Annotated in this window: 20 protein-coding genes; 11 read left to right on the top strand and 9 right to left on the bottom strand. The window is 26.5% G+C overall.

The features are described from left to right. Positions 1–189: 189 nt before the first annotated feature. From AMRN_RS08800 to AMRN_RS08770, 7 genes are all read left to right on the top strand, one after another. Positions 190–3015 carry a monovalent cation/H+ antiporter subunit A gene (locus AMRN_RS08800; protein WP_099310307.1) on the top strand — a complete coding sequence of 942 codons (2826 nt, stop codon included), beginning with the start codon at positions 190–192 and terminating at the stop codon, positions 3013–3015. Then, positions 3015–3359: a Na+/H+ antiporter subunit C gene (locus AMRN_RS08795; protein ID WP_099310306.1), complete on the top strand. Its 345-nt coding sequence runs from the start codon at positions 3015–3017 to the stop codon at positions 3357–3359. The genes AMRN_RS08800 and AMRN_RS08795 overlap by 1 nt, the downstream gene beginning before the upstream one ends. After that, positions 3359–4879 carry a monovalent cation/H+ antiporter subunit D gene (locus AMRN_RS08790; protein ID WP_099310305.1) on the top strand — a complete coding sequence of 507 codons (1521 nt, stop codon included), beginning with the start codon at positions 3359–3361 and terminating at the stop codon, positions 4877–4879. The genes AMRN_RS08795 and AMRN_RS08790 overlap by 1 nt, the downstream gene beginning before the upstream one ends. Continuing rightward, complete coding sequence (locus tag AMRN_RS08785; protein ID WP_099310304.1) at positions 4876–5376, top strand: Na+/H+ antiporter subunit E; 501 nt, start codon at positions 4876–4878, stop codon at positions 5374–5376. Before AMRN_RS08790 ends, AMRN_RS08785 begins: the two co-directional genes overlap by 4 nt. After that, a complete protein-coding gene (locus AMRN_RS08780; RefSeq protein WP_099310303.1) occupies positions 5370–5639 on the top strand; it encodes a K+/H+ antiporter subunit F in 270 nt (89 codons plus the stop codon). The genes AMRN_RS08785 and AMRN_RS08780 overlap by 7 nt, the downstream gene beginning before the upstream one ends. Positions 5640–5650: 11 nt before the next feature. Further along, positions 5651–5968, top strand: coding sequence for a Na+/H+ antiporter subunit G (locus AMRN_RS08775; protein ID WP_099310302.1), 318 nt, complete (start codon positions 5651–5653; stop codon positions 5966–5968). Between the two features lie 78 nt (positions 5969–6046). Next, positions 6047–6814, top strand: coding sequence for a TIGR02757 family protein (locus AMRN_RS08770; protein ID WP_099310301.1), 768 nt, complete (start codon positions 6047–6049; stop codon positions 6812–6814). A gap of 23 nt (positions 6815–6837) precedes the next feature. Here the strand turns inward: AMRN_RS08770 and AMRN_RS08765 are convergent, their stop codons facing one another. The 3 genes from AMRN_RS08765 to AMRN_RS08755 all read right to left on the bottom strand — a co-directional run bounded on the left by AMRN_RS08765 (position 6838) and on the right by AMRN_RS08755 (position 10552). After that, positions 6838–9165, bottom strand: coding sequence for an ABC transporter permease (locus AMRN_RS08765; RefSeq protein WP_165772828.1), 2328 nt, complete (start codon positions 9163–9165; stop codon positions 6838–6840). 116 nt (positions 9166–9281) lie between these two features. After that, a complete protein-coding gene (locus AMRN_RS08760; RefSeq protein WP_196778516.1) occupies positions 9282–9944 on the bottom strand; it encodes an ABC transporter ATP-binding protein in 663 nt (220 codons plus the stop codon). Next, entirely contained in the window at positions 9944–10552 is a 609-nt protein-coding gene (locus AMRN_RS08755; protein ID WP_099310298.1) for an arylesterase, read from the bottom strand. Before AMRN_RS08755 ends, AMRN_RS08760 begins: the two co-directional genes overlap by 1 nt. 365 nt (positions 10553–10917) lie before the next feature. Between AMRN_RS08755 and AMRN_RS08750 the strand changes: the two genes are divergently transcribed. From AMRN_RS08750 to AMRN_RS08740, 3 genes are read left to right on the top strand one after another with little or no spacing between them, the layout of a single operon-like run. Continuing rightward, complete coding sequence (locus AMRN_RS08750; RefSeq protein WP_099310297.1) at positions 10918–12828, top strand: TonB-dependent receptor plug domain-containing protein; 1911 nt, start codon at positions 10918–10920, stop codon at positions 12826–12828. Continuing rightward, on the top strand, positions 12828–13283 hold the full coding sequence (locus AMRN_RS08745; RefSeq protein ID WP_099310296.1) for a hypothetical protein: 456 nt from the start codon (positions 12828–12830) through the stop codon (positions 13281–13283). The genes AMRN_RS08750 and AMRN_RS08745 overlap by 1 nt, the downstream gene beginning before the upstream one ends. A gap of 1 nt (position 13284) precedes the next feature. Further along, the gene (locus AMRN_RS08740) at positions 13285–15192 is read left to right on the top strand and encodes an EAL domain-containing protein (RefSeq protein WP_118897411.1); all 1908 of its coding nucleotides are present in this window, start codon (positions 13285–13287) and stop codon (positions 15190–15192) included. On the opposite strand, the gene AMRN_RS08735 is transcribed toward AMRN_RS08740, so the two are convergent. The 5 genes from AMRN_RS08735 to AMRN_RS08715 form a co-directional block, all read right to left on the bottom strand. Further along, entirely contained in the window at positions 15189–17576 is a 2388-nt protein-coding gene (locus AMRN_RS08735; protein WP_099312123.1) for an HD domain-containing phosphohydrolase, read from the bottom strand. The genes AMRN_RS08740 and AMRN_RS08735 overlap by 4 nt on opposite strands. Before the next feature lie 114 nt (positions 17577–17690). Then, positions 17691–18950, bottom strand: a complete 1260-nt coding sequence (locus AMRN_RS08730) for a GGDEF domain-containing protein (RefSeq protein ID WP_099312125.1) — start codon at positions 18948–18950, stop codon at positions 17691–17693. Positions 18951–18962: 12 nt separating this feature from the next. Further along, on the bottom strand, positions 18963–19406 hold the full coding sequence (locus tag AMRN_RS08725; protein ID WP_099312127.1) for a GatB/YqeY domain-containing protein: 444 nt from the start codon (positions 19404–19406) through the stop codon (positions 18963–18965). 32 nt (positions 19407–19438) lie between these two features. Beyond that, positions 19439–21397 (bottom strand): ribosomal protection-like ABC-F family protein, encoded by a 1959-nt coding sequence (gene abc-f, locus AMRN_RS08720; RefSeq protein ID WP_099312129.1) that lies wholly within the window; start codon positions 21395–21397, stop codon positions 19439–19441. 208 nt (positions 21398–21605) lie between these two features. Further along, positions 21606–21860, bottom strand: a complete 255-nt coding sequence (locus tag AMRN_RS08715) for a helix-turn-helix domain-containing protein (protein WP_099312131.1) — start codon at positions 21858–21860, stop codon at positions 21606–21608. A gap of 108 nt (positions 21861–21968) precedes the next feature. On the opposite strand from AMRN_RS08715, the gene AMRN_RS08710 reads away from it, so the two are divergent. After that, the gene (locus AMRN_RS08710; RefSeq protein ID WP_099312133.1) at positions 21969–22550 is read left to right on the top strand and encodes a PAS domain-containing protein; all 582 of its coding nucleotides are present in this window, start codon (positions 21969–21971) and stop codon (positions 22548–22550) included. A gap of 246 nt (positions 22551–22796) precedes the next feature. Here AMRN_RS08710 and mdh read toward each other — a convergent pair whose 3' ends face one another. After that, the gene (mdh, locus tag AMRN_RS08705) at positions 22797–23741 is read right to left on the bottom strand and encodes a malate dehydrogenase (RefSeq protein ID WP_099312135.1); all 945 of its coding nucleotides are present in this window, start codon (positions 23739–23741) and stop codon (positions 22797–22799) included. Between the last annotated feature and the right edge of the window lie 12 nt (positions 23742–23753).

Genomic DNA, 23753 nt, shown 5'->3' with positions numbered 1-23753 from the left:
TTATATTTCATTTAATCTCTTTTTATATTATATCGTTGTTATTATACCAAATGAAAAACTTTTAATTAAGTTAATCAAAATATTAAATTAATTATTAGAAAAAATAATTTAATTATAAGATTTTTTGGCAAAGAAAATTTAATAAAAACTTGGATAAAATAAAAAAACTTAACACAAATAGGGAAAATTATGTCAGAAACAATAGGCTTGCCTATAATAGTACTTTTACCGTTTATTGCAGCACCCTTTGTTGCTTATTTAGCAAAGTATAATAGACTCGCTTCTGCATGGGGAGCGGGAGTTAGTACGATACTATCTTTTTTAGTATTACTACAATATATAAAGCTTCCTTTTGATGGTATTACTACAATACAATCTTGGGTATGGATTGAATCACTTGGATTAGATTTTGCTTTTAGACTAGATGGTTTAGGACTTTTATTTGCATGTTTGATTTTAGGTATTGGACTTTTAGTAATTATATATGCTAGATATTATATAAGTGAAAAAGATTGTATGGGTAGATTTTATTCATATTTACTTCTATTTATGGGCTCAATGCTTGGTATTGTTTTATCAGAAAATATATTGCAATTAGTTGTTTTTTGGGAGTTGACTTCTCTTAGCTCTTTTTTACTAATTAGTTATTGGCAACATAAAGCTGAGGGTAGAGATGGTGCAAAAATGGCACTTACTATCACTGGTGCTGGTGGTCTTGCAATGCTTGGTGGGGTTTTAATGCTTGGGCATATAGTAGGTAGTTATAATTTAACTGATATACTTGCAAATGCAGAACTTATAAAATCCCATGAACTTTATACCCCAATTATTTTTTTAATACTTTTAGGAGTATTTACAAAATCAGCACAATTTCCTTTCCATTTTTGGCTTCCTCATGCAATGTCTGCACCAACACCAGTTTCAGCATATTTACACTCTGCAACAATGGTAAAAGCAGGAATCTTTTTACTAGCTAGATTATATCCATCTTTAAGTGGAACAACAGAATGGGTTTTAATTGTTGGTATTGGAGGATTGTTGACTTTATTAATAGGTGCTTTTAGTGCTATGTTTAAACATGATATAAAGGGATTATTAGCTTATTCAACAATTAGTCACTTGGGTTTAATTACATTTTTATTTGGTCTATCAACTCCCCTTGCAACAGTTGCAGCAATATTTCATATTATAAATCATGCAACATTTAAGGCATCATTATTTATGGTTGCAGGAATAATTGACCATGAAGCAGGAACTAGAGATATGCGAAAATTAAGTGGACTTTGGGCATATATGCCTCATACTGCCACCCTTGCAATGGTTGCAGCATCTGCAATGGCAGGAGTTCCTTTATTAAATGGATTTTTATCCAAAGAGATGTTTTTTGAAAGAGCATTAAAAGATGCTGAATTATTTAATATCATTACACCTTTATTAGCAATATTAGCAGCAATTTTTTCTGTGGCTTATTCTTTAAGATTTATTCATGATATCTTTTTTAATGGTAAATTAAAAGATTTACCAAAACAACCCCATGAACCTCCAATATTTATGAAAATTCCTGTTGATTTACTTGTAATTACTTGTCTTGTTGTTGGATCTATTCCTGCTTTTACTATTGCACCTTTACTAGCAACTGCTGTTATGGGATCTTTACAAACTCCTTTACCTGAGTATTCACTTGCAATTTGGCATGGTTTTAATGCACCTTTAATTATGAGTATTCTTGCCTTTTTAGGTGGTATCTTTTTATATTCAAAAAGAGAAAAAAGTTATTTATTATATGAAAAATATGTTGCAAGAATAGATGCAAGAGTTCCTTTTGATGGAACAATTAATTTCATATTTTCTTTTGCAAGTAAAGTTACTTCATTTTTTGATAAAAACTCACTTCAAAGTATGATAAGTTGGTTCTTAGTCGCTTCTTTATTTGTAGGTTTCTTTGGATTTAATTATGGGGATTCTTCATTACTTGGGAATAGAGAATTTTTAAGTATAGATTGGGTTAGTATAGTTGCTGTTTGTATTTTGATAGTTTCCACTTTTGTAACTGCAATCTATCATCATAAAAAATTGCTTGCATTAATATCAATTGGAGTAGTGGGACTAATTGTATCTTTGATATTTATTAAATTTTCAGCTCCTGATTTAGCACTAACACAATTAAGTGTAGAAGTAGTAACGATAATATTAATACTATTAGCATTATATTATTTGCCACAAACTACTCCAAAAGAGTCATCAAACACAAGAATTAATAAAGATTTGATTATCTCAATTTTAGCTGCAATGGGAGTTTTTGTTTTAACTTTAGCAGTATTAAGTAGAGAATATACAACAATAGGGAATTTCTTTTTAGAAAACTCTGTATCAGGTGGTGGTGGAACTAATGTTGTTAATGTAATATTAGTTGATTTTAGAGGATTTGATACATTAGGAGAAATAACAGTTTTAGCAATAGCAGGACTTGGAATTTTTTCTATGCTTCAAGGTCTTAAACTTTATGCACCAAAATATGATGATAGAGGTTTTGCTTGGTCAACAGATATGCATCCACCTATGATGCAAACTGTAACAAGACTAGTTCTTCCTTTAATGTTGATGGTTGCTGTTTATATCTTTTTAAGAGGACATAATTTACCAGGTGGTGGATTTATTGCAGGATTAATTGCAGCAGTTGCTTTAATTGTGCAGTATTTAGCAAATGGAATTGATTGGACAAAAGCTAGATTAAGATTTGAAAAAGAGACTTTAATTTCATTTGGTTTGTTAATAGCAACACTTACAGGTTTAGTTTCAATGGTGATAGATTATCCATTTTTAACTACTACCTTTACTCATGTTCATTGGCCAATTGTAGGCGAGTTTGAACTTGCAAGTGCAATTGCCTTTGATTTAGGTGTATTTTTAGTTGTTGTTGGCTCAACTGTTTTAATACTTTTACAACTTGGTAAGTTAAGTAAAGAGTCTCATTTACAAAGTGAAGAAAATAATAATAAAGAAGGTGAAAACTAATGGAAATATTATTAGCATTAATTATTGCAGTACTAACAGGTGTTGGAGTTTTCTTAACACTAAGAGCTAGAACATTTCCTGTAGTTTTAGGATTGACTTTCTTAGCTTATGCAGTTAACTTATTTTTATTTGCAATGGGTAGATTAAATATAAATCAAGCAGCAATAATACAAGAAAATGTATCAAACTATTCAGATCCATTGCCTCAAGCTTTAGTATTAACAGCTATTGTGATTAGTTTTGGTATGACAGCTTTTGTGATTGTTTTATCTTTAAAAGCATATGGTGAATTAAAAAGTGACCATGTAGATGGAAAAGTTTTAGATAAGGATGGAGATAAATAATGACACATACACCAATAATACCTATTCTAATACCTTTAATAGCTGCTTTTTCAATTCTTATTACTAAAAGGTATGGATTTAAAGTAGGGCAAACAATTTCACTTTTATCTATCATAGCTTTAATTTTTGTATCTATTTTTACATTAATAGATATCACTTCAACAGAAGAAGTTTTAGTTTATAAACTAGGTAATTGGGAAGCTCCTTTTGGGATTGTATTAGTTTTAGACTCATTGTCAATTTTGATGGTTAGTATTACATCACTTTTAGCTTTTGGTGCATTATGGTATGCAATAAGTGAAAAGATAGATAAAGAGGGAGTACATTTTCACTCTTTATTTCAATTACAAATATTTGGATTAAATGGGGCATTTTTAACAGGAGATATTTTTAATCTATTTGTATTCTTTGAAATCTTACTTTTAGCAAGTTATAGTTTACTTTTACATGGAAAAGCAGAAGGAAGAACAAAAGCAGGTTTGCATTATGTGATTATTAATCTAATAGGTTCAACACTATTTTTATTTGCAGTTGGTACTTTATATGGAATTTTAGGTACTTTAAATATTGCTGATATGGCATACAAAGTTTCATTATTGGATTCAGAAAATATAAGTGTAGTAGCTGCTGCTGGTTTATTGTTACTTGTAGTTTTTGGATTGAAATCAGCTATGTTTCCTTTATATTTATGGTTGCCAAGTGCATATGGAAAGACAAGTGCTCCAGTAGCAGCACTATTTGCAATTATGACAAAAGTAGGTTTATATGCAATCATTAGAGTGCATGGAACAATATTTGGTGAAAATGCAGGTGAATTAGCATACTATTATATACCTTGGGTTTTAAACATAGGACTTATAACATTAACTTTAGCAACATTTGGTGTCCTAGCTTCAAAAGAGATTAGAAATCAAGTTGCATATTTAGTATTGACTTCTGTTAGTATTTTATTAATAGCAATTGGAATTAATTCTCAAGATGCTTTGGGTGGAGCAATTTATTATATGATTCATTCAACTTTTCTTGCAGCTGGATTTTTCTTAGTTGCAGATGTAATACTAAAAGCTAGAACTACAGGATATTTTGATAAACAAATGCCAATATTTAAAGAAGCAATTATTATTGGTGCATTATTTTTTATATTTGCAGTTGCAGTTGCTGGATTACCACCTTTATCAGGATTCTTTGGAAAAATAATGATTTTATCAGCTTCTTTAGAACATACACATACAGCAATAATTTTATCAGTAGTTCTTATTAGTAGTTTATTGATTATTATAGCTTTATCAAAAAGTGGTTCAGCAATATTTTATGATACAACTTTAGATGTAGAGCCTTTAGATGAGTACAAGCTATCAAAATCAACTTTAGCTTCAATATTCTTTTTATTTTTATTTGCTCCATTATTAGTAATATTTGCAAACCCAATTACAGAATTTACAAATACAATAGCAGCAAATCTATTTGATACAAGTAAGTATATAACAACTGTAATCAATATTGAAGAGGTAATAAAATGAAAAATAAAAATAGAATTTTACCCCACCCAATTTTAAGTATTATTTTAGTAGTGATTTGGCTTTTATTAAATAATACTATTGCACCTGGGCATATATTATTAGGTGCATTTTTGGCTGTATTAATTCCTTGGTTTACATCAAGTTTTTGGCCAGAAACAGTCTATATTAGAAATCCATTAACTTTTTTAAAGTTTTCACTTCTTGTGATTTATGATATAGTTGTTGCTAATTTAACAGTTGCAAAACAAGTAATTGGACCAAATAGTAATTTGAAACCAACTTTTTTTAATTTACCTCTTGATATAAAGCACCCTTTAGGTATTAGTACACTTGCAAGTACTATATCACTAACTCCTGGAACAGTTAGTTGTGATTTAAGTGAAGATAGAAAATACTTAATTATTCATGGTTTAGTTATTGATGATGAAAAAAAGACAATAAAAGAGATAAAAAAAAGGTATGAAAAACCTTTGATGGAGGTATTTAAATCATGTTAGAATTTGTATTACCAATAGCATTTGTAATGATTACAATAGCAATGATATTTAATATATATAGATTGATTGTTGGTCCAAGTGTTGCTGATAGAATACTTTCACTTGATACACTATATATTAATTCAATAGCACTTTTAATAATATATAGTTTACATCTTGGAAACACATTATATTTTGAAGCTGCATTATTAATTGCAGTTATGGGATTTGTAGGAACAGTTGCGCTTAGTAAATATTTGTTGCGTGGCGATATTATGGAATAACAGGAGATTTTATGTTTGAATTTATCATATCATTACTTATTTTTTTAGGTGCTTTTTTTACTCTTGTTGGTTCTATAGGATTAGTAAAATTACCTGATTTCTTTACAAGATTACATGCCCCTACAAAAGCAACAACTTTAGGAGTAGGTGCAGTTTTAGTAGCCTCAACATTGTATTTTACATTTACAACAGGAGAGCTTAGTTTACATGAAGTTTTAATAACATTGTTTTTATTTATAACAGCGCCAATTAGTGCTCACTTGATGGCAAAGTCTGCAATACATATCAAAAAAAATGAAGAAAAAATTAAAGAAGCAGAAGAAAAATAGATAAAATTATCTGTTTTTCTTTAAAAATAATAGTTACTTTTTATTACTACATATAAAATAAATTTTTTAGGCAAAATAATGCAAGATATCAAAAAACTTTTAGATAGTGAAGTTTGCACAAGAAATAGCGATTGTGAACTTTCATATGAAAAACCTGACCCACTTTTAGTAGCAAGTAGATACAAAGATGAATATACAATTTTATTATGCGCACTTTTTGGATATGGAAAAGCCTCTTTAATAGTAAAGTTTTTAGATAGTTTAAACTTTGAACTTTTAGATGAAAAAGAAGAAGTTATTGAAAAAGAACTTGATAAGTTTTATTATAGGTTTCAAAATAGTACTGATGTAAAAACAATCTTTAAAACATTTAGAAGATTAAAACAAACAAATAGTTTGAATGATATCTTTTTACAAGGTTATAAAAAAGAAAACAGCATTTTAGACGGTCTAGATACATTGATAAAACAAATCCATGAAGTATCAAACTATAACTCACAAGGCTTTACTTTTTTAGTATCAAGCCCATTTAAAAGAGATAAAAACTTACAAATCAAACAAATAGGAAACGCCCCATATAAAAGATGGAATATGTTTTTAAGATGGATGGTAAGAGATGATAACTTAGATTTAGGATTATGGAAAAAAGTTGATAAAAAAGACTTGATAATCCCCCTTGATACACACACCTTTAAAGTATCACAAAAATTAGGACTACTTCAAAGAAAAACATATGATCTAAAATCTGCAATATTACTAACACAAAAACTAAAAGAGTTCGATAATCAAGACCCAATAAAATATGATTTTGCACTATATAGAATTGGGCAAGAACAAATACTATAAATTGAGTTTTTCAACAACTCCTACTATTCACCAAAAAGAATGTTCTCTTTTTGATGAATCATTTTTGAAGTAAAAAAGCTAACTATTAGTATGGTTAGTGCTGGAATAAAGAAAAAATATAGTAAAAGTATATCGGCTCTAAAATTCCAGTATGACTCAAAGAGTATTGTACTTATAATATAAGAGCCTATGCTTCCTAAAACTATTCCTAATGTACTTGCACTAAAAGAGATAAGACCAAACTCTATTAAAAAAGAGTTTCTGATGGTTTTATTTTTTACTCCAATCATTTTTAGTCTTAGTATATTGTTTTTTTGTAAATTCATTTGGTATTGAATGATAATAAAACTCATAAGAAGACCAACGATGATAGAATATAAACTCATCTTCTCAGTTACATTAGTGACATTTTTTACAAGGCTTGTAAAAGTTTCAAATAGATTTTTTACATCTATAACAGTTAAGGTTGGAAAAAGATCTGTGAGTTTTAAAAGCATACTTGAGGCATCATAATCTCCTGTTGATATTGTGGCTAAAATAGTTTTTGGTGCATCATCAATGGCTCCTTTTTGTAATATCAAAAAGAAGTTTGGTACAAATTCTGTCCAGTTTACTGTTCTTATATTAACTACAACTGCTTTTAGTTTTAATCCTAAAACATCAAATACAAGAGTATCTCCTAAGTTTATTCCTCTTCTGTTTGCATATCTTTCTTCAACACTTACTTCTATTGGTTTTGAAAAGTCTTTTGAGTTATAAACTCCTTTAAACTCTCTGCCTTGAACAATCTCTTCGCTATTTTTTAATTTAGTTCTATATGAGAGATTAACAGCTGTATTTTCAAGCTCTTCTTTATTGTTTATTTTTACTACTCTTCCTCTAATCATGGGTGAGATATTTTCTAATTTTGCATTCATACTATTAACTGCATTTTTTATATCTTTAATCTGCTCTTCTTTTGCATCTATAACAAAAAAGCGAGGTCTTTCATCAATACTTTGAGTTAAGGCAGTTGATAGTGATGATCCTATTTGAGGGATTAGACTAAAAAATGTTGTACATAAAACAATTGCAGTAAATAAAGTCAATGATGTTTTTCTTTGTCTAATAATATTTTTCAAGGCTAAAGATAATGATAAGTTTTCTAAATGTCCTACAAAATCAAATCTTTTTAAAATAAATGAGCCAATTGTAAAAAACAAAATAATAAGTAAAAGCATTGCTATAGCAAATATAAGTCCTACATTTTTACTAGGTGTTACAAAGTGTGATATAAGTAGTAGTAGTAAAACAAAAGGAGTAAAACTAAAAATAGTTTTTGAAAATGATTGTTTTTCTCTTTGAAGTAGAGGTAAAATCAAAGGAAGTCCTATACTTAAACTTAAAAGCAATAATACTAATGAAGATTTTAAGAAAAAATAGTAATCCAATGATAAATTAAAATTAAAATCTATAAGTTTTTCAAGTATTGGACTTATAAATTGTGCAGATATTGCCATAAGTGAAAAAACAATAATACTTGAAATTGTTATTAGTATAAATAGATGAAGAATATATGTAATTGCTAAATTTTTTTTGCTCAAACCCAAATCACTCAAGATTGTAATATCTTTTTGATGTTTTCTTAAAAAACCTGAATATAAATAAATAAGCCCCACAAGTCCTAAAAAGAACGAAACAAGAGAGACTAAAGACAAAAAGTCTGTAAGGAAGTTTAAAACACGCAATAAACGGTCTTTCCCATCATTTGGAGAGAGTACTCTTAGGTTTTGTTCAATACTTTTTTCTAATTTATTTTCAATTTTTTCCAATGTGTCATTGTCTAGATTATCTTGGAAAAGAAAGTTTAGTTTGTATCTAGCAGTAGAACCAAACTGCAAAAGCTCTGTTTTTTCTAAGCCTTTTTCACTTATATAAATTTTGGGCATGAAGCCAGAAAAATTTATTGTTTTTAAGCTATCTTCTTCAATGATTTTCTTTATGATAAAGTTTTCTTTACCTATTTTTATCTTTTCTAAAAGTTTTAAGCCAAGAAGGTCAATAACTTCTTGGGAAACCCAAACTTCATTTGCTTTTGGTAAAGGTTCACCTTTTGGATAGATTGTTTTGTCTTTAAAAACCAATCCTCCATAGTAAGGGTAAGACTCATTTATTTTTACAACTTCCATCAATCTAGCTCTTTTAGATGAAGAGATCATACTAACAGTAGAAACTCCTTGTGAAAAATCTTTTATTTTTGGAAGTTTGTTTTTTATGTTTTCTATTTGTTGTGGTGTTATAGGAAATCTTGAAGATACCACAAGATCAGAACCAAGTAATATTTTTGCTTTTGTATCTAGTGAGCTTTCCATACTTCCTTTGAAAAATTGTAAATAAGAGAGTGATGCTATGGTTAAACAAAAGTTTAATATAAATATCAAGCTAAAAGATTTTGAGCGTGCAAGTGCTTTTGAAACAAGATCCAATACTAGCATTTAGTCAAATCTCCCAATACAAGTTCATAAGTTTCTTCACAACGTTTTGCAACATCTTTTGAGTGTGTCACTAAAATCAAAGTAGTGTTGTTTTTTTTGATTAGTTCAAAAAGTTTATCCATAACAGCAATGCCTGTTTCTTCATCTAAGTTTCCACTTGGCTCATCTGCTAAGATTATTTTAGGATTATGAATAAGTGCTCTTGCTATTGCAACTCGTTGTTTTTCACCACCACTTAGTTGTGAAGGAAGATGATTTAATCTATGCTCTAAGCCTACATCTTTTAGAAGTTCTATAGCTTTTTCTTTTGGATTTGAAATACCACAAACTTTTGCAGGAAGCATTACATTTTCCAAAGCATTTAAGTAAGAAACTAAATGAAAATTTTGAAAAACAAAACCTATATTTGAAGCTCTAAAATCATTTAACTGGCTCTCTTTTAAATCTTTATAAGAAACTTTATCAAGAATTATATCTCCATTATTTGGCTTGATTATTCCTGATATCAATGAAAGTAGTGTGGATTTACCACTTCCTGATTTACCCATAATAGCAACTGTTTGTGCTTTTTGTACTTGAAAATTCAAATCTTGAAAAATATCAATAGTTTCTAAACCTTGAGAGTATGATTTTTTTAGTGATTTTATTTTTAGCATTATAACTCTTCCTTTAAAAACTTATAAACTTCTTTTGCGATATATTTGTGTCCTTGAGCATTTGGATGAATTCCATCTGATTGATTAAGCTCTTTTTCTCCAGCAACACCATCTAGTAAAAAAGGCATACTTTTAAGTTTGTATTTATCTTTTATCTCTTCATACATCTTTTTAAAACGCTTCGCGTATTCAGGACCATAATTAGGAGGTATTAGCATTCCTGCTAACAATACTTTTGCCTTTGATTTTTGTGCAAACTCTACAATCTCTTCAAGATTCTTTTGACTTTGTTGAAGATTTAGACCTCTTAATCCATCATTAGCTCCAAGAGCAATAAATACTATATCTGGCTTTCTTTTTAAATACCATTTAAGTCTAGATAAACCATCACTTGTAGTTGAGCCACTTACACCACCGTTTATAATTTTGATATCTTTTTTTAGTTTTGTTTTAATCATATTTTCCACTAAGTTTGGAAATACATCTTTTTGTGCAACTCCTAAGCCTTCTGTTAATGAATCACCTAAAAAAAGAATAGTTTTAGTATTTGAATTTGCACTTACAATTTGTAAGGTGATTAAAAATAGAGTTAATATAATTTTTTTCATGATTGATACTATCCCAAATGATAATTTTTTTTATTAAGATAAAGTATATAAAGAAAAAGTTAACAGAAGTTTAAGACTTGATATACAAACAAAACATATATGAGCAAAAAAGTAAAAGAGAAGAGTTTTGTATATAGAGTATTCTCTTTTCTAACATTTAAATGACTTTTGTATGATATCATTATACTGTCACTAAATTAAAAAGTTATTTTTTGAAAAAAAAGTAATAATAAAAAACTAAATATTACTATATCGTGTGTGAGTGTAAGTGATATTGTTACTAAAATATTATTTTTCTTTTCTAATAATATTTAGTAATTGTTTGATAAAATTCGAACTAATAGTGACATTATTATAGGGGAAATATGAAGAAGTTAATTATTTTTATTTTTATTTTTTTTAACACACTTAATGCTCAAAATTTAGATTCTTTACTTAAAAACTATAAAGAAACTTCAGAAAAATCTTTGCAAACTGTTGATGAAAATTTAGGTCATGTTTTTGTCTATTCACAAAAAGATATTAGACTTATGCAGTATACAAAATTAAGTGATATATTAAAAGAATTACCTTTAATTAACTTCAATCATAATAGATATGGTATACCAAGTCTTTCTTTAGCAGGTACAAAGACAACTGTTAGTGGCTTTTTTAGATTCTTTATCAATGACCATGAGATTTCTTCTGTTCATTCTCAATCACCTTTTCTTAGTTGGGGTAATTTGCCTTTAGATTTTGTGGATTATATTGAGGTTTATTATGGAGATAGCTCTTTTGCTTTGGGAAATGATACAGGTATTTATTTTATTAGAATTTACACAAAAAAGGCTTACAAAGAAAATGCAAGTGAGCTAAGAGTTAGTGCTCAAAAGCAAGGAACAAATTCACAATCAATTGTTCATTCACAAACTTTTGAAAATGGTTGGTCTTATCTTACTTTTTTGAAAAATTTAGATTCAAATAAAGATGCAAACTATAAGTCTGAAGAGTTAAAAAATCATTCAAAAAGAAGATATTTTTATCTTGATATTAGTAATGATAAAACAGATATAAACATAGGCTATGCTGATGTAAAAAAAGACAACTTCATGGGACTTTCACTTGATGTAGTACCAAATGAGGGAGAAATAAAATCAAAAGATTTTTTTATTGATTTTACAAGAAAATTTTTATATGACAACTCTTTAAAATTATCTTTATCTTTAGATATAAATACTAGAAAATATTATGAAGAAAATGATGAAGGAATAGGCTTAATACCTGTATTAGATTTAAAAAATATGGGTATGACTATACCCAAAAAATTTAAAGAAGATTTAACTTTAAAGAAGTTTCATGCGCATTTATCTAAAACACACAATTATAAAAACAACTCCTTATTAGCAGGAATAAACTTTTCAAAGAAAAAATATGAAGTCAATAATAGAAAAACTGTAAATTTTTTAAATCAGACTACAAATGTAGGAGAATATCATGATTTTGATGAGGAAAATATTTATTCGTTACTTTTACAAGATAAGCTTAAAATAAATGAAAAATTATCTTTTGTTGCTAATGCAAAATTTGATAGATATGAACGAAGTGGATTTTTGGATGATGCCTCAGAAGAACTTTATAGAATAGGTGCTATTTTTACTCCTTTTGATAATTTTGGCTTAAAAGCATTTTATACTAAAACTTTTTTACCTCCTTCATTTTATGATGTTGATTCTGCAAGAAAAGACAAGCCATATTTAAATACACAAAAATATAACTTTTATACATTAGAAGGTGTCTATACGACAACAAATTCAAAATATAGAGTGAAGTATAGTAATGTGAAAATTAATGATTTTATTTATTTTTCTCCTATTGGAACAATGAATATTGATCATACAATTAAAAGCGAAGGTCTTATTTTTAATTATGAATATCTTTTTGAAAATAATAATAAGTTTGAGATTAGTTACTATACTACAAAATTAAGTGAAGAACTAAATAATTCAAATAAAGGTGGATATGTAAAGTATATGGGTAAAAGAGATAAGTGGGAATATTTCGCTTCACTTATTTACAAAAATTCATATAGTTATTTGGATGTTGATGTTGATGCAAGTTATGATTTAAATTTAGGTGCTACATACTACTTTAGTGATGATTTAAGTTTAAGTATTAAGGGTATTAATATCTTAGATAAATCTACAGAATCTTTATATAAAGATGGTTTTCCAGGAGATGATTTTGCTTTTGAAGATCATGGTAAAAACTTTAATGTTTCTATGAAGTGGGTGTTCTAATGAGAGCTTTAATTTTAATGTTAACACTTATTTCATTTGCTACATCAGACCAATATACATTTTTGATAAATAAATATAATAAAGAAATGGAATTGGAAGCAAAAATTATTGCAAATATCGCAACTTTAGCAACCAAAGGTGAAATAAAGCTTTTTATCCCAAATATTTCAAAAGTTGAAAAAAAGGTATATTCGAAAATTTTCACTTTAGTTGATAAATGTGAAAAGTCAAATTTTGTTTTTGTAAAGAAAAATATAAAAATAGATCCAAAATGCTTAAATAACAAAAGATTGTTTTTTACAAATAATTATAAAAAATTATTAAATAAAGATATATATTTTGGGGCATTTTTTTGGAGTAAAAGTAGACCCAATATAGTATTTATAAAAAATAGACTAAGAACTAAAAAAATACTATTACCAAAAAGCTATAATAAATTTATTGAGGATTTTTAGTTTGAAAACTTTTTTTGAATTAAAGGATTCACATCTTTTAATTATATTTGCTGTTATTATATCGTTTATTTTATTTCTACTTCTTTTAGGAACAATAAAACTTGAAGAAAATATAGAAAAAAAGATGATTCAGATTTCAACTGCTGATGTTAAATCAATTGTTTTAAATAGTGCTAAGAGTATAAAAGAAACATTAGATAAAGATAAAAATTATGTTGAACAAATATTAGAAAATAGAAATTTTCATAATAAAATAGAAACAAACTTAGAAACTTTAGTTACGCAAAATATAAAATATGCATATTTACTTTATAAAGATAACAGGGGTGTATTTAGATTTTTAGTTGATGGTGCAAAAGGTCTAAATAAAGCTTTCCCTAATCAAAAGTTTGACATAGATAATAAAAAATGGCTAATGTTATTTGATACTAAAGCACCTATAATTATTCAAAATAAATATTTAAAACAGATTTCAATTACATATTTAGTTCCGATTATCCAAAATAATGAAGTAATTTTAATTTTAGCAATTGATTTTTCAATAAAAAAAGTTAAAGAGATAAATGATATTATCTCTATAATAAAAGATACTATAATTATAGTAATTTTTATACTTTTATTATTTTTATTTGTTTTATTAATTCAATCAAAAAGATATATTTCAGTCAAACAAAGTGCGTATACAGATAAATTAACAAATGTTTTTAATAGAAACTATTTACAAGAGTATGAAGAGTTTATAAATTTAGATGATTATATTATTGCAGCAATTGATATTGATAATTTTAAACTTGTAAATGATAATTATGGACATAATATTGGAGATAAAATATTAAAACAAGTTGCTGTTATTATTTTAAAATCTACACGAAAAAAAGATGATATTGTTATTAGATATGGTGGAGAAGAGTTTCTTATCTTTGCAAAAGTTAAACGAAATGATAATTTAATAGCTTTAAATGTCATTGAAAGGATATTTACAAATATTCAAAAAGAAAAATTTCCTATTTCAAATAAGTCTAATTTGGATATTACTGTATCTATTGGAGTTAATTTACAACCAGCAAAATCAAAAAACTTTGAAGAAGCTTTTAAACTAGCAGATAAAGCTCTATACTTAGCTAAAGACAAAGGTCGAAACAATATTCAAATTTACAATGAAAACTCTCAAGTTCACGATGATAATAAACTATCTATAAATGAAATAAAAGAAGCTTTAGATGAAAAAAGAGTCTTTTGCTTTTATCAAAAAGTTGTAGATACTTATACTAAAGAAGAAATTTTTTCAGAAGCATTATTAAGAATCAGAAAAAAAGATAATTCAATTGCTGAACCAATAGATATTATTTCTTCTATAAAAGGAACTTTTATTCTAAGAAATATTTCAAAAAGAGTTTTAAAAATTTGTTTTGAAAGATTAAGAAAGAATAAGACTATGTTTTTAAATGTAAATTTAAACTCTCAGGATATAAAAAATGATTCAATAATAAAATTACTTGAAAAGAATGCATTTTTAGATAAAGATATATCAAATAGATTAGGCTTAGAAATTATATTAAATGAAAAAATTGTAAAAGATAATAAAGTAAAAGAAAATCTTTTAAAATTAAAAGAATTGGGTTATAAAATATATATAGATAATTTTGGAGTGGGATATTCAAATTTACATTATCTATGTTCAATAAAAGTTGATTATATAAAAATTGATGGTGATATTATAAAATCTATTTTAGAAGATAAAATAGCTTATCTTTTTGTAAAAAATATTATAAATTTTGCAAAAGAAGCAGATATTAAAGTTATTGCAAAACATGTATTTTCAAATGAACTTTATGAAAAGTTAAAAATTTTAAATGTTGATTATTGTCAAGGTTTTTTATTTGATAAACCTAAATCTTTTGATGATTAGATATATAAAGATATATCTACTTCATCTATTTGTTCTTTTTTTAGGTATTTTTGAGCATACTCTTTATATGCGCCTGAGCTTAGAAATAGTCTAAAAATATCTTCATCAATATGTTTTTCTTTTACCATAAGACTAAGTATACCAATAGCTTCACTTAATGTTTTTGCTTTTTTATATGGTCTATCTGATGCTGTTAAAGCTTCAAAAATATCAGTGATAGCCATGATTCTAGCTGGGATTGACATGTCTTGTTTTTTTAATTTTTTGGGATATCCTGTACCAATAAGAGTTTCATGATGTGCTCCTGCATATTCTGGAACTCTTTTTAAGTTGTCACTAAAAGGGAGTTGTTCAAGCATGATAATTGACATAATGATATGTTCATTGATTTTGTACCTTTCTTCATTTGTAAGTGTGCCTTTTTTAATACATAGATTATATACTTCTCCTAAATTATAAAGATCTTTTGGTACATCAATTTTAAAATTGTATTTATCATAATCTTTAATGTCATCTTTATTTCTTTTTATTATATGCTCTTTTTTATCACTTAATAAATACTCTTTGCATGGAGTTTGTATTTTATTTTTATCTACTCTTGATTCTTCATCTTGTGATAAACCTATTGTCTTATCAAAATATCTTGTCCATTGTTTTTTTGATATTTGTTTAATTTTTTCTATATCTTCATCACTCATAAATTCAGAACCAATATTTGCCTTCGCAACAATTTTATACTCTTCTTGTAGATTATTTAACTTCTGCTTTAAAAGGTTTTCTTCTTCTTTTTTATCTTTTCCATCTAAGATATTTTTGTACATTTGAATAGTCATATCTCTATAAATAACTTCAAATCTAGTTCTTATTTCATGGATTCTATTATATATAGTTTCAAGTTTAGTCGCTTTATCAACAACATATTCAGGAGTAGTAACTTTTCCACAATCATGTAACCAAGCGGCAATACTTAGTTCTCTTTTTTCTTCTTCATTTTTAAAAGTAAAATCTTTAAATATGCTTTCATTGCTTTGATGTGCCTTATTTGCTATTAACATAGTAAGTATTGGAACTCTTGCACAATGTGCCCCTGTATATTTTGATTTTGCATCAATAGCACTTGCAATAAGTTTGATAAATGAATCCATTAGTTCTTGTTGTTTATCTTCATATTCTTTAAGAGATTTAGACATATTTACAAGAGATTTTGAAAGTTCATCTAACTCTTTAATATTTGTATTTATATCTTCTACTTTTGTGAATTCTCTTCTTAATATTTTGTTATTTTGTTCTTCAAGTTTTTCTATTGGATTTACTAAAATTTTCGTAGAGTACCAAATAAGAGGTATAATAAAACTAAGAAGACCTATAGTCATCAAGAATGAATAAAAAATTCTATTTGTGTATGGTTGCATAATTATATCTTGAGGCACTGTAATTAGAAGATAATCTTTATTTTTATAAATTGATTCAATTTTAGAAAAATATATAAAATAATTTATATCATTGATTTTCATGCTAAAAGATTTGTAAGCTATTTGAGTATTTATTATTTTTGTTATTTTCTCTTTTAAAGTACTATCAATCTTTTTATCTTTTATATTCTTTCCTGCTTTTGAGATTATTTTCATATCTTTTTTTATCAAGTATATTCCTTGTTTATCAATATGAATTTGTTTTTTAAGAAAATTATCAAGACTTTGAAGTGATAAATCAAGACCAATTACAGATTTAGTACTAGTAACCTTTTTTGCATAAGTTACTCCAAAATTATCTAAATTTGTAAATAAATATGGCTCAGTTCTTATTATAGAATTATCCTTTATTGCTTCTTTGTACCAAGGTCTTGAAGTAGGGCGGTAACTTGTTTTACTTTCTATACTTCTTATTTGTATTAAGTTTTTGTTTAGATATTCATCATATCTTACATGAGTTCCATTTTTATCATAAATTTTTACTATAAGCCATCTTTCTTCTTTATTTGCATTATATTTTTTTCTTAGTTTTTCATTTATATTTAGATTTATTACTTCATAAAAAGTATTATCTTCATGACCTACATATAAAGCATAGATATGCTTATTGTTATTTAATGCAGTTGTGATAAGTTTCAAAAGAGGGTGGCGTTTATTTTTTTGTGGTGTTTGTTTTATTTCTTTGTAAAGTTGAAGTATGGATATTAAATCATTATGACGCTTATCTAAATTTTGTAGTCTCTCTTCAACGTTTTCAGAGATTTGTGAAAAATTATCTTTTGTTGCATTTTTGGCTAAATCTAAAGAGAAATTATATTGTAAAAGTAAGGTTATAGATATAACAGAAATTATTAAAAATACCAAAATAAATGAGATTGTAGGTCTAATCTTTATGTAAAATTTCTTTTTCATAATAGCTTCTTTTATTATTTACACTATTTTAACATAATATAAACAATAAAAGTATATAAAACTATAAAATTATTTCTAAATTATAAAATTTAAAAAATAAGAATTAATCTTACTTTATATGACTGTATTATCTTCAAGTATAATTTTATTTCTACCTTCTTCTTTTGCTTTATATAAAAGCATATCTGCTTTTTGTATTGCACTATCATATGACTCATGGTCATTTCTAATAGTAACCCCAGCTGAAAAAGTGATTTTTATCTTTTTCTTTTCATAGATAAAATTATTTTGTGTAACTATACTTTTGATTCTTTTTAGATATTTTAGAAGTTCTCTTTTAAGATTAAAATGAATTATAGCAATAAACTCTTCTCCTCCATATCTTCCTACAATATCCATATCTCTTGTATATTTACTTAAGATTTTTCCAAAAGTAGATAGTATCATGTCACCACCTGCGTGACCATATTTGTCATTGATTGCTTTAAAGTGGTCAATGTCAAAAAATACTATTGCATACTGTGTATCATTTCTTTTATAATTTTCTTCTGTTTTTTTAGCTTCATATTCATATGCTTTTCTAGTAAGTAAGCCTGTTAAATGATCTTTTAAATTCTCTTCTTTTGTTTTAGAAAGTTGTTCTTCAAGTGTTTTTACTTTATCTTCAAGCTCTTGAACTTTATCTTTTCCAGAAGATAATTTTTCCCCTACATTTGTCATCTCATTTTCTATTGACATTGCTGCATTTATAAGTTTACTTTGTAGTGTTGTTAATTCTTTTATTCCATTATCTGTAAGATTTATAGCTTGAATTTCATCTTTTATATTTGATACTTCAACACCACTATCTCCACTACTTGAAATAGCTTCATTTAAGTGCTTACCCATAAGTGTTACAAGCTTTGCAATTTCTGCTGTTTTTTCTTGAACTACTTTTTTATCAGCTTCAAATCTATTTGTGATGAAGCTTTGCATCTCTTTTTGAATCTCTTCTTCAAAAAGTAGTGCTGGAGAATTTCCTATTTTAACAGAAAATTTTGTTATCTTATCATCTAAACCAATTGAAATAGATGGTGTCATAGATTCTTTAAAAAGTGATGTCAAAGTTTTTAAGTTTTTTGTAGCAACTCTATTTAAAAGTATGGGAATCATATCTTCAAAAGTAGTTATATTTTTACTTTTTATCTCTTCTTGTTCTTCATTATTTAATCTACTTACTAATTCTTTAAATTGAGTGCATTCTTTCGCATTTAATTTATACTCTTTAGCAATTATACAAAACTCTTTATGATACTCATTTGGAGTTGGTTCAATATTTTTTATAAATAGATTTTTAATAGTTTTTTTTGCTACTTCTTTGATATCATTTCCCATAATATAATCCTTTTATGATAAAAGTTTTTTTACTATTTCATTGATTCTTTTTCCATCTGCAACTCCTGCAAATTTCTTTGTTGCTGTCCCCATAACTTTACCCATATCTTTGATACTTTCTGCTTTTACTTCTGCTATTATGTCTTTGATTCTAGCTTCTAATTCTGCATCATCTAATTGTTTTGGTAAGTATTGTTTAAATATATCAATTTGTTCTTGTTCTTTTTCTACAAGCTCATCTCTTTGTGCATCTTTGTATTGAATAATAGCTTCTTGTCTTTGTTTAATACCTTTTTGAATAAGTTTTAAAATATCTTCATCATTTAATTCTTTTCTTTCATCAACTTCAATTTGTTTAATCATTGTATTTATTGCTCTTATTGAGTCTCTTTTTACTAACTCTTTTGCTCTCATTGCATCTTTTAAATCAGTTTTTAATTGTTCTTTTAAACTCATGAATATCCTTGTTTTTTATTTATTATATCTTTTTATGAATTAAAGCTTTCTATTAGTTCTTCAAGCTCTAAAAATCTTTCTACTTTTGTTTCATAGACACTTTTTACTTCTTCTAATTCTTGTGATACTATGACAATACCTTTTTGTTCATAACATTTTGGATTTGCAAGGCAGTTATTTATCTCTTCAATTTTATTTTCTAACTCTTCTATCTCATCTGGCAGTTTGTCATATTCGACTTGATCTTTGTAGCTTAGTTTATTTTGCTTTTTTGGTTGAGATCTCTTTTTTTCTTCATTTTGACTTGTTTTTTGAAGCTCTTTTTCATAATCTTCTAAGTCTTTTATCTCTTTTTCTACTTCAAGATACTCTGTATATGGTTGATAACTCTCTTCAACTAGTCCTTCAATTCCTCTAAATACAAATAGTTTTGTTGCAATTTTATCTACAAAATATCTATCATGACTTACAAATATAAGCGCACCTTGAAAATTTTGTAAATACTCTTCTAAGATATTTATTGTTGGAATATCCAAATCATTTGTAGGCTCATCAAGTATCAAACAATCATAATTTTTTGTAAATAAAAGTGCTAAAGCAACTCTATTTTTTTCTCCACCACTTAATAATCCAATTTTTTTATCAAGATACTCTCTTGGAAATAAAAAGTTTTTCAAGTATCCAAATACATGCATATTTCTTCCATCATCTAAAACAACTCTATCTCCACCATTTGGACAAAAAATATCCATAATTGTTTTTGAATCATCAAGCATTTCTCTGTGTTGGTCAAAATATCCAATAGTAAAATCACCCTTTTTAAATCTACCTTCATCAATTTGTAGTTTTTGTGTAAATAGTTTTAGCATTGTTGATTTTCCAGTTCCATTTGGACCAACTATTGCAATAACATCTTTTTGTAAAATTCTTGTAGTGAAGTTTTTGATAAGAAGTTTATTCCCTAAAGATTTTTTTATCTTATCAAGTTCAAAAAGCATTTTTCTTTTATTTTTATTTTGTCCCTCAGGTGCATTAAACGCTTTTTGTTCTCTTTGAAGTTCTAAAGACATCTTTTTTATTTGTGCAGGGTTTGATTTTGCCTTTTTCTTCAAATCAAAATATTCTGATTTTCTTCTTTCATTTCTTTTTCTTCTAGCTGTAACGCCTCTTTGCATCCAATGGGCTTCTCTTTTTACAAGTCTTATTAAATTTTCATGCTCTTTTTGCATGTTTGATAATAACTCTTCTTTTTGACCTAAATAATCACTATATCCACCATTGAATTTTCTTAGGTTTCCATTTTCTATTTCAACAATATTTGTAGCAATATTATCAATAAAATATCTATCATGAGAGATAAATAGTAAAGTAAAGTTATTCTTCATTAGAAGTGATTCTAAAAACTCTACCATATAAACATCAAGATGGTTTGTAGGTTCATCTAAAAGTAAAATATCAGGTTTTTTAAGTAATAAGGTTGCAAGGCTAACTCTTCTTTGTTCTCCTCCACTTAAAAGATTTACATCTTTAAATTCAAACTCTTTTAATTGAAACTCTTTTAAGACTCTTTCAATCATATTGTCCAAATCCCAAGCATTGTGAAAATCTATATAAGTAGCTAGTTTACTTTGCTCTTGTAACAAATCATTGTTTTCATAATCAATTGCAAGTTCTTGTGCAACTTCTTCATATCTTTTTTTTGCTGTGTTTATTTCTGTTAGTTGTTGCTCAATTGCTTCTCTTACTGTAAGCTCTGGTTCAAACTTTGGTTGTTGAGCTAACATCTCTATTTTTATAGATTTATCAATTGATTTTTCACCAGAATCTACTTCAACCTCACCCATAATAACTTTTAGTAAAGTTGACTTGCCTTGACCATTTTGACCAATTACCGCAATTCTTTGTCCAGGTGTTAAAGTAAAGTTTACATCTTTTAATATTACTTTTGTATCGTATTGTTTAGTTATGTTTTGTAAGTCTATTAATGCCATTTATTCTTCTTCTTTCTTTAAAATGCACTTTTAAAATTTATAAAATATTATATCTTTGTTGATCTATAAATTGAACTATCAAAACTCTATTTTTATAGATAAAATTATTAATTTAAGTAGTTGGGATGATATCTAAAAAACAGTCATATTATGCTTAATAATACTATGTCCTTTAGGATAGAATTTTAGTTGGATTTTACAATTATACTTATTCGTTTACTTTGAAAAATTCGCATATAGGTATATCAAATATTATTGATAATTTATGCAATTGATTTAAGTTAAATTTTTTATTTGATGTATTTGATTCTGCATTTGTAATAAATGATGGATTAGAAAACCCCAATGCTATACTCACATCTAATTGTGTTAATTTTTTTTCTCTTCTTATTTTTCTTACATTTTTTGAAATATTTTGATGAAATTTCACTGAATCTTCTTCAGTTATTTCTGACAACAACATTATTCTCCTTATAGTTTCACTAGAATGATATTACTTATAGGTAATATTTAATAATACCCTATGGTAATATTTGATATTATTGAATAATAATTGAATTCAGGAGTAAAAATGGGCGATATTAATAAATTATTTTTTGAAATAATTGATAATTTTCAAAATGGATTTATTGTTACAAATGAAAAGGGCGATATTTTATATGTAAATTCTACTTTCTGTGATTTATTAGGTTATGAAAAAAGTAATATTGTAAATAATAAAAAAATATGGGAATTAAATTATAATATTAATACCTATGCTTTATTTAATAAAAAAATACAAGATTTAGAACATATAAATAATTCTAAAAAATACTATACCTATATAAAAAAAGATGGCACCTTGTTAAGTTGTATGATACAAAACTGTATTTATAAAGATGTCAAAAGTGAAAAAACATATTACTTCTCAATAATCCACAATACTAGCACTACATTATATGCAGAAAACTATTTCTCTTTTAAAAAAGAAATTACTAATGATATAGAAAAGTTAAAAATCCCATTATTTACTATTATGACTTCAGTTAGCGCATTTAGATTAAAAGATGAATTAAATTTAAAACTAACAGATGATGATGTAAAATTAAATCTTGATGCCATAGAAAATAGTGCAAATAGATTAAATAATTTAATAAAAAATCTTAATACCTAGAATTCAATTAAAAATTTTATCTAAATTTTCTTATAAAAATGACACTTACGACACTTCTTTTTTTATTATCATAAATTTATTATTTATTTTCAAATAATTTCAAAAAAATATTAAAGAAAAATGCTTTTATGTAAGTAATATAGGTTTATGTAGTTGAAGTAATTATATAATTTATTTTAGTATATAAAAAAATAATTTTTATAAAAGTGAGTTTAAAAGCTACACAAAAAGTGTAACTTTTAAGAATTATACGAAAAATTTAGTATCAAGTGTATCAACAAGCTCTTTTACAGAGTCAATAGATTTTGCAAATTCAGCTGTTTGTTTTTCATCAAGTTTTAACTCAATTACTTCTTCAACTCCATTTTTACCCAGTCTTACAGGAACACCAGCAACGATATCTTCATATCCATATTCACCCTCTAGCATAACTGCACAAGGATATACTTTTTTATTATTAGATAAGATTGCTTCTACCATAAGTGATGCTGAGTATGCAGGTGCATAATATGCAGAGCCAGTTTCAAGTAGTTTTACTATTTGAGCACCACCATGTCTAGTTTTATTGATTATTTTTTCAATTTGTTCTTCATTTAAAATTTTATCTAGTGGTTTTCCCTCAACTGTTGAGTAGTTTGCTAATGGAACCATATCATCACCATGTCCACCCATTACTGAAGCATCAATCTCACCTTCTCCATATCCTAACTCTTCAAAAATAAAGTGACTCATTCTAGCACTATCTAAAATCCCTGCCATTCCTAGAACTTTATTTTTGTCAAGTTTAGATGCTTTAAGTGCTGTATAAACCATCGCATCAAGTGGATTTGATACAATAATATAAATAGCATTTGGATTTTGTTCATTTATATCATTTATTACTGATGTCATGATTTTTGCATTTGTTAGAAGTAAATCATCTCTACTCATTCCTGGTTTTCTTGGTATTCCAGCAGTAATAACAATCACATCACAATTTGCAAAGTTTTCATTATTATGTGCAAAACCTACTTTTGTTTTTGAATTAGCTGCATTTGCAGATTGTGAAATATCTAAGGCCATTGCCTCAACAATATTTTCTCTTAAATCTTTAAGAACTATTTCATTACAAAGACTCTTTGAAGCCAAGTTAAAAGCTAAAGTAGCTCCTACATTTCCTACGCCAATGATTCCAACTTTTTTATTATTCAAGTTTTATCCTTT

The sequence above is a fragment of the Malaciobacter marinus genome (assembly GCF_003544855.1).
GTDB classification, from domain to species: Bacteria; Campylobacterota; Campylobacteria; order Campylobacterales; family Arcobacteraceae; genus Malaciobacter; species Malaciobacter marinus.
Note: the sequence above shows the minus strand (reverse complement) of the source record. Positions and strands in the feature narration are given on the sequence as shown.

What these genes read in the sequence shown, in the direction of transcription:
- AMRN_RS08800 (WP_099310307.1), top strand. Translation starts at nt 190, where the DNA reads ATGTCAGAAACAATAGGCTTGCCTATAATAGTACTTTTACCGTTTATT.
- AMRN_RS08795 (WP_099310306.1), top strand. Translation starts at nt 3,015, where the DNA reads ATGGAAATATTATTAGCATTAATTATTGCAGTACTAACAGGTGTTGGA.
- AMRN_RS08790 (WP_099310305.1), top strand. Translation starts at nt 3,359, where the DNA reads ATGACACATACACCAATAATACCTATTCTAATACCTTTAATAGCTGCT.
- AMRN_RS08785 (WP_099310304.1), top strand. Translation starts at nt 4,876, where the DNA reads ATGAAAAATAAAAATAGAATTTTACCCCACCCAATTTTAAGTATTATT.
- AMRN_RS08780 (WP_099310303.1), top strand. Translation starts at nt 5,370, where the DNA reads ATGTTAGAATTTGTATTACCAATAGCATTTGTAATGATTACAATAGCA.
- AMRN_RS08775 (WP_099310302.1), top strand. Translation starts at nt 5,651, where the DNA reads ATGTTTGAATTTATCATATCATTACTTATTTTTTTAGGTGCTTTTTTT.
- AMRN_RS08770 (WP_099310301.1), top strand. Translation starts at nt 6,047, where the DNA reads ATGCAAGATATCAAAAAACTTTTAGATAGTGAAGTTTGCACAAGAAAT.
- AMRN_RS08765 (WP_165772828.1), bottom strand. Translation starts at nt 9,165, where the DNA reads ATGGAAAGCTCACTAGATACAAAAGCAAAAATATTACTTGGTTCTGAT.
- AMRN_RS08760 (WP_196778516.1), bottom strand. Translation starts at nt 9,944, where the DNA reads ATGCTAAAAATAAAATCACTAAAAAAATCATACTCTCAAGGTTTAGAA.
- AMRN_RS08755 (WP_099310298.1), bottom strand. Translation starts at nt 10,552, where the DNA reads ATGAAAAAAATTATATTAACTCTATTTTTAATCACCTTACAAATTGTA.
- AMRN_RS08750 (WP_099310297.1), top strand. Translation starts at nt 10,918, where the DNA reads ATGAAGAAGTTAATTATTTTTATTTTTATTTTTTTTAACACACTTAAT.
- AMRN_RS08745 (WP_099310296.1), top strand. Translation starts at nt 12,828, where the DNA reads ATGAGAGCTTTAATTTTAATGTTAACACTTATTTCATTTGCTACATCA.
- AMRN_RS08735 (WP_099312123.1), bottom strand. Translation starts at nt 17,576, where the DNA reads ATGAAAAAGAAATTTTACATAAAGATTAGACCTACAATCTCATTTATT.
- AMRN_RS08730 (WP_099312125.1), bottom strand. Translation starts at nt 18,950, where the DNA reads ATGGGAAATGATATCAAAGAAGTAGCAAAAAAAACTATTAAAAATCTA.
- AMRN_RS08725 (WP_099312127.1), bottom strand. Translation starts at nt 19,406, where the DNA reads ATGAGTTTAAAAGAACAATTAAAAACTGATTTAAAAGATGCAATGAGA.
- abc-f (WP_099312129.1), bottom strand. Translation starts at nt 21,397, where the DNA reads ATGGCATTAATAGACTTACAAAACATAACTAAACAATACGATACAAAA.
- AMRN_RS08715 (WP_099312131.1), bottom strand. Translation starts at nt 21,860, where the DNA reads ATGTTGTTGTCAGAAATAACTGAAGAAGATTCAGTGAAATTTCATCAA.
- AMRN_RS08710 (WP_099312133.1), top strand. Translation starts at nt 21,969, where the DNA reads ATGGGCGATATTAATAAATTATTTTTTGAAATAATTGATAATTTTCAA.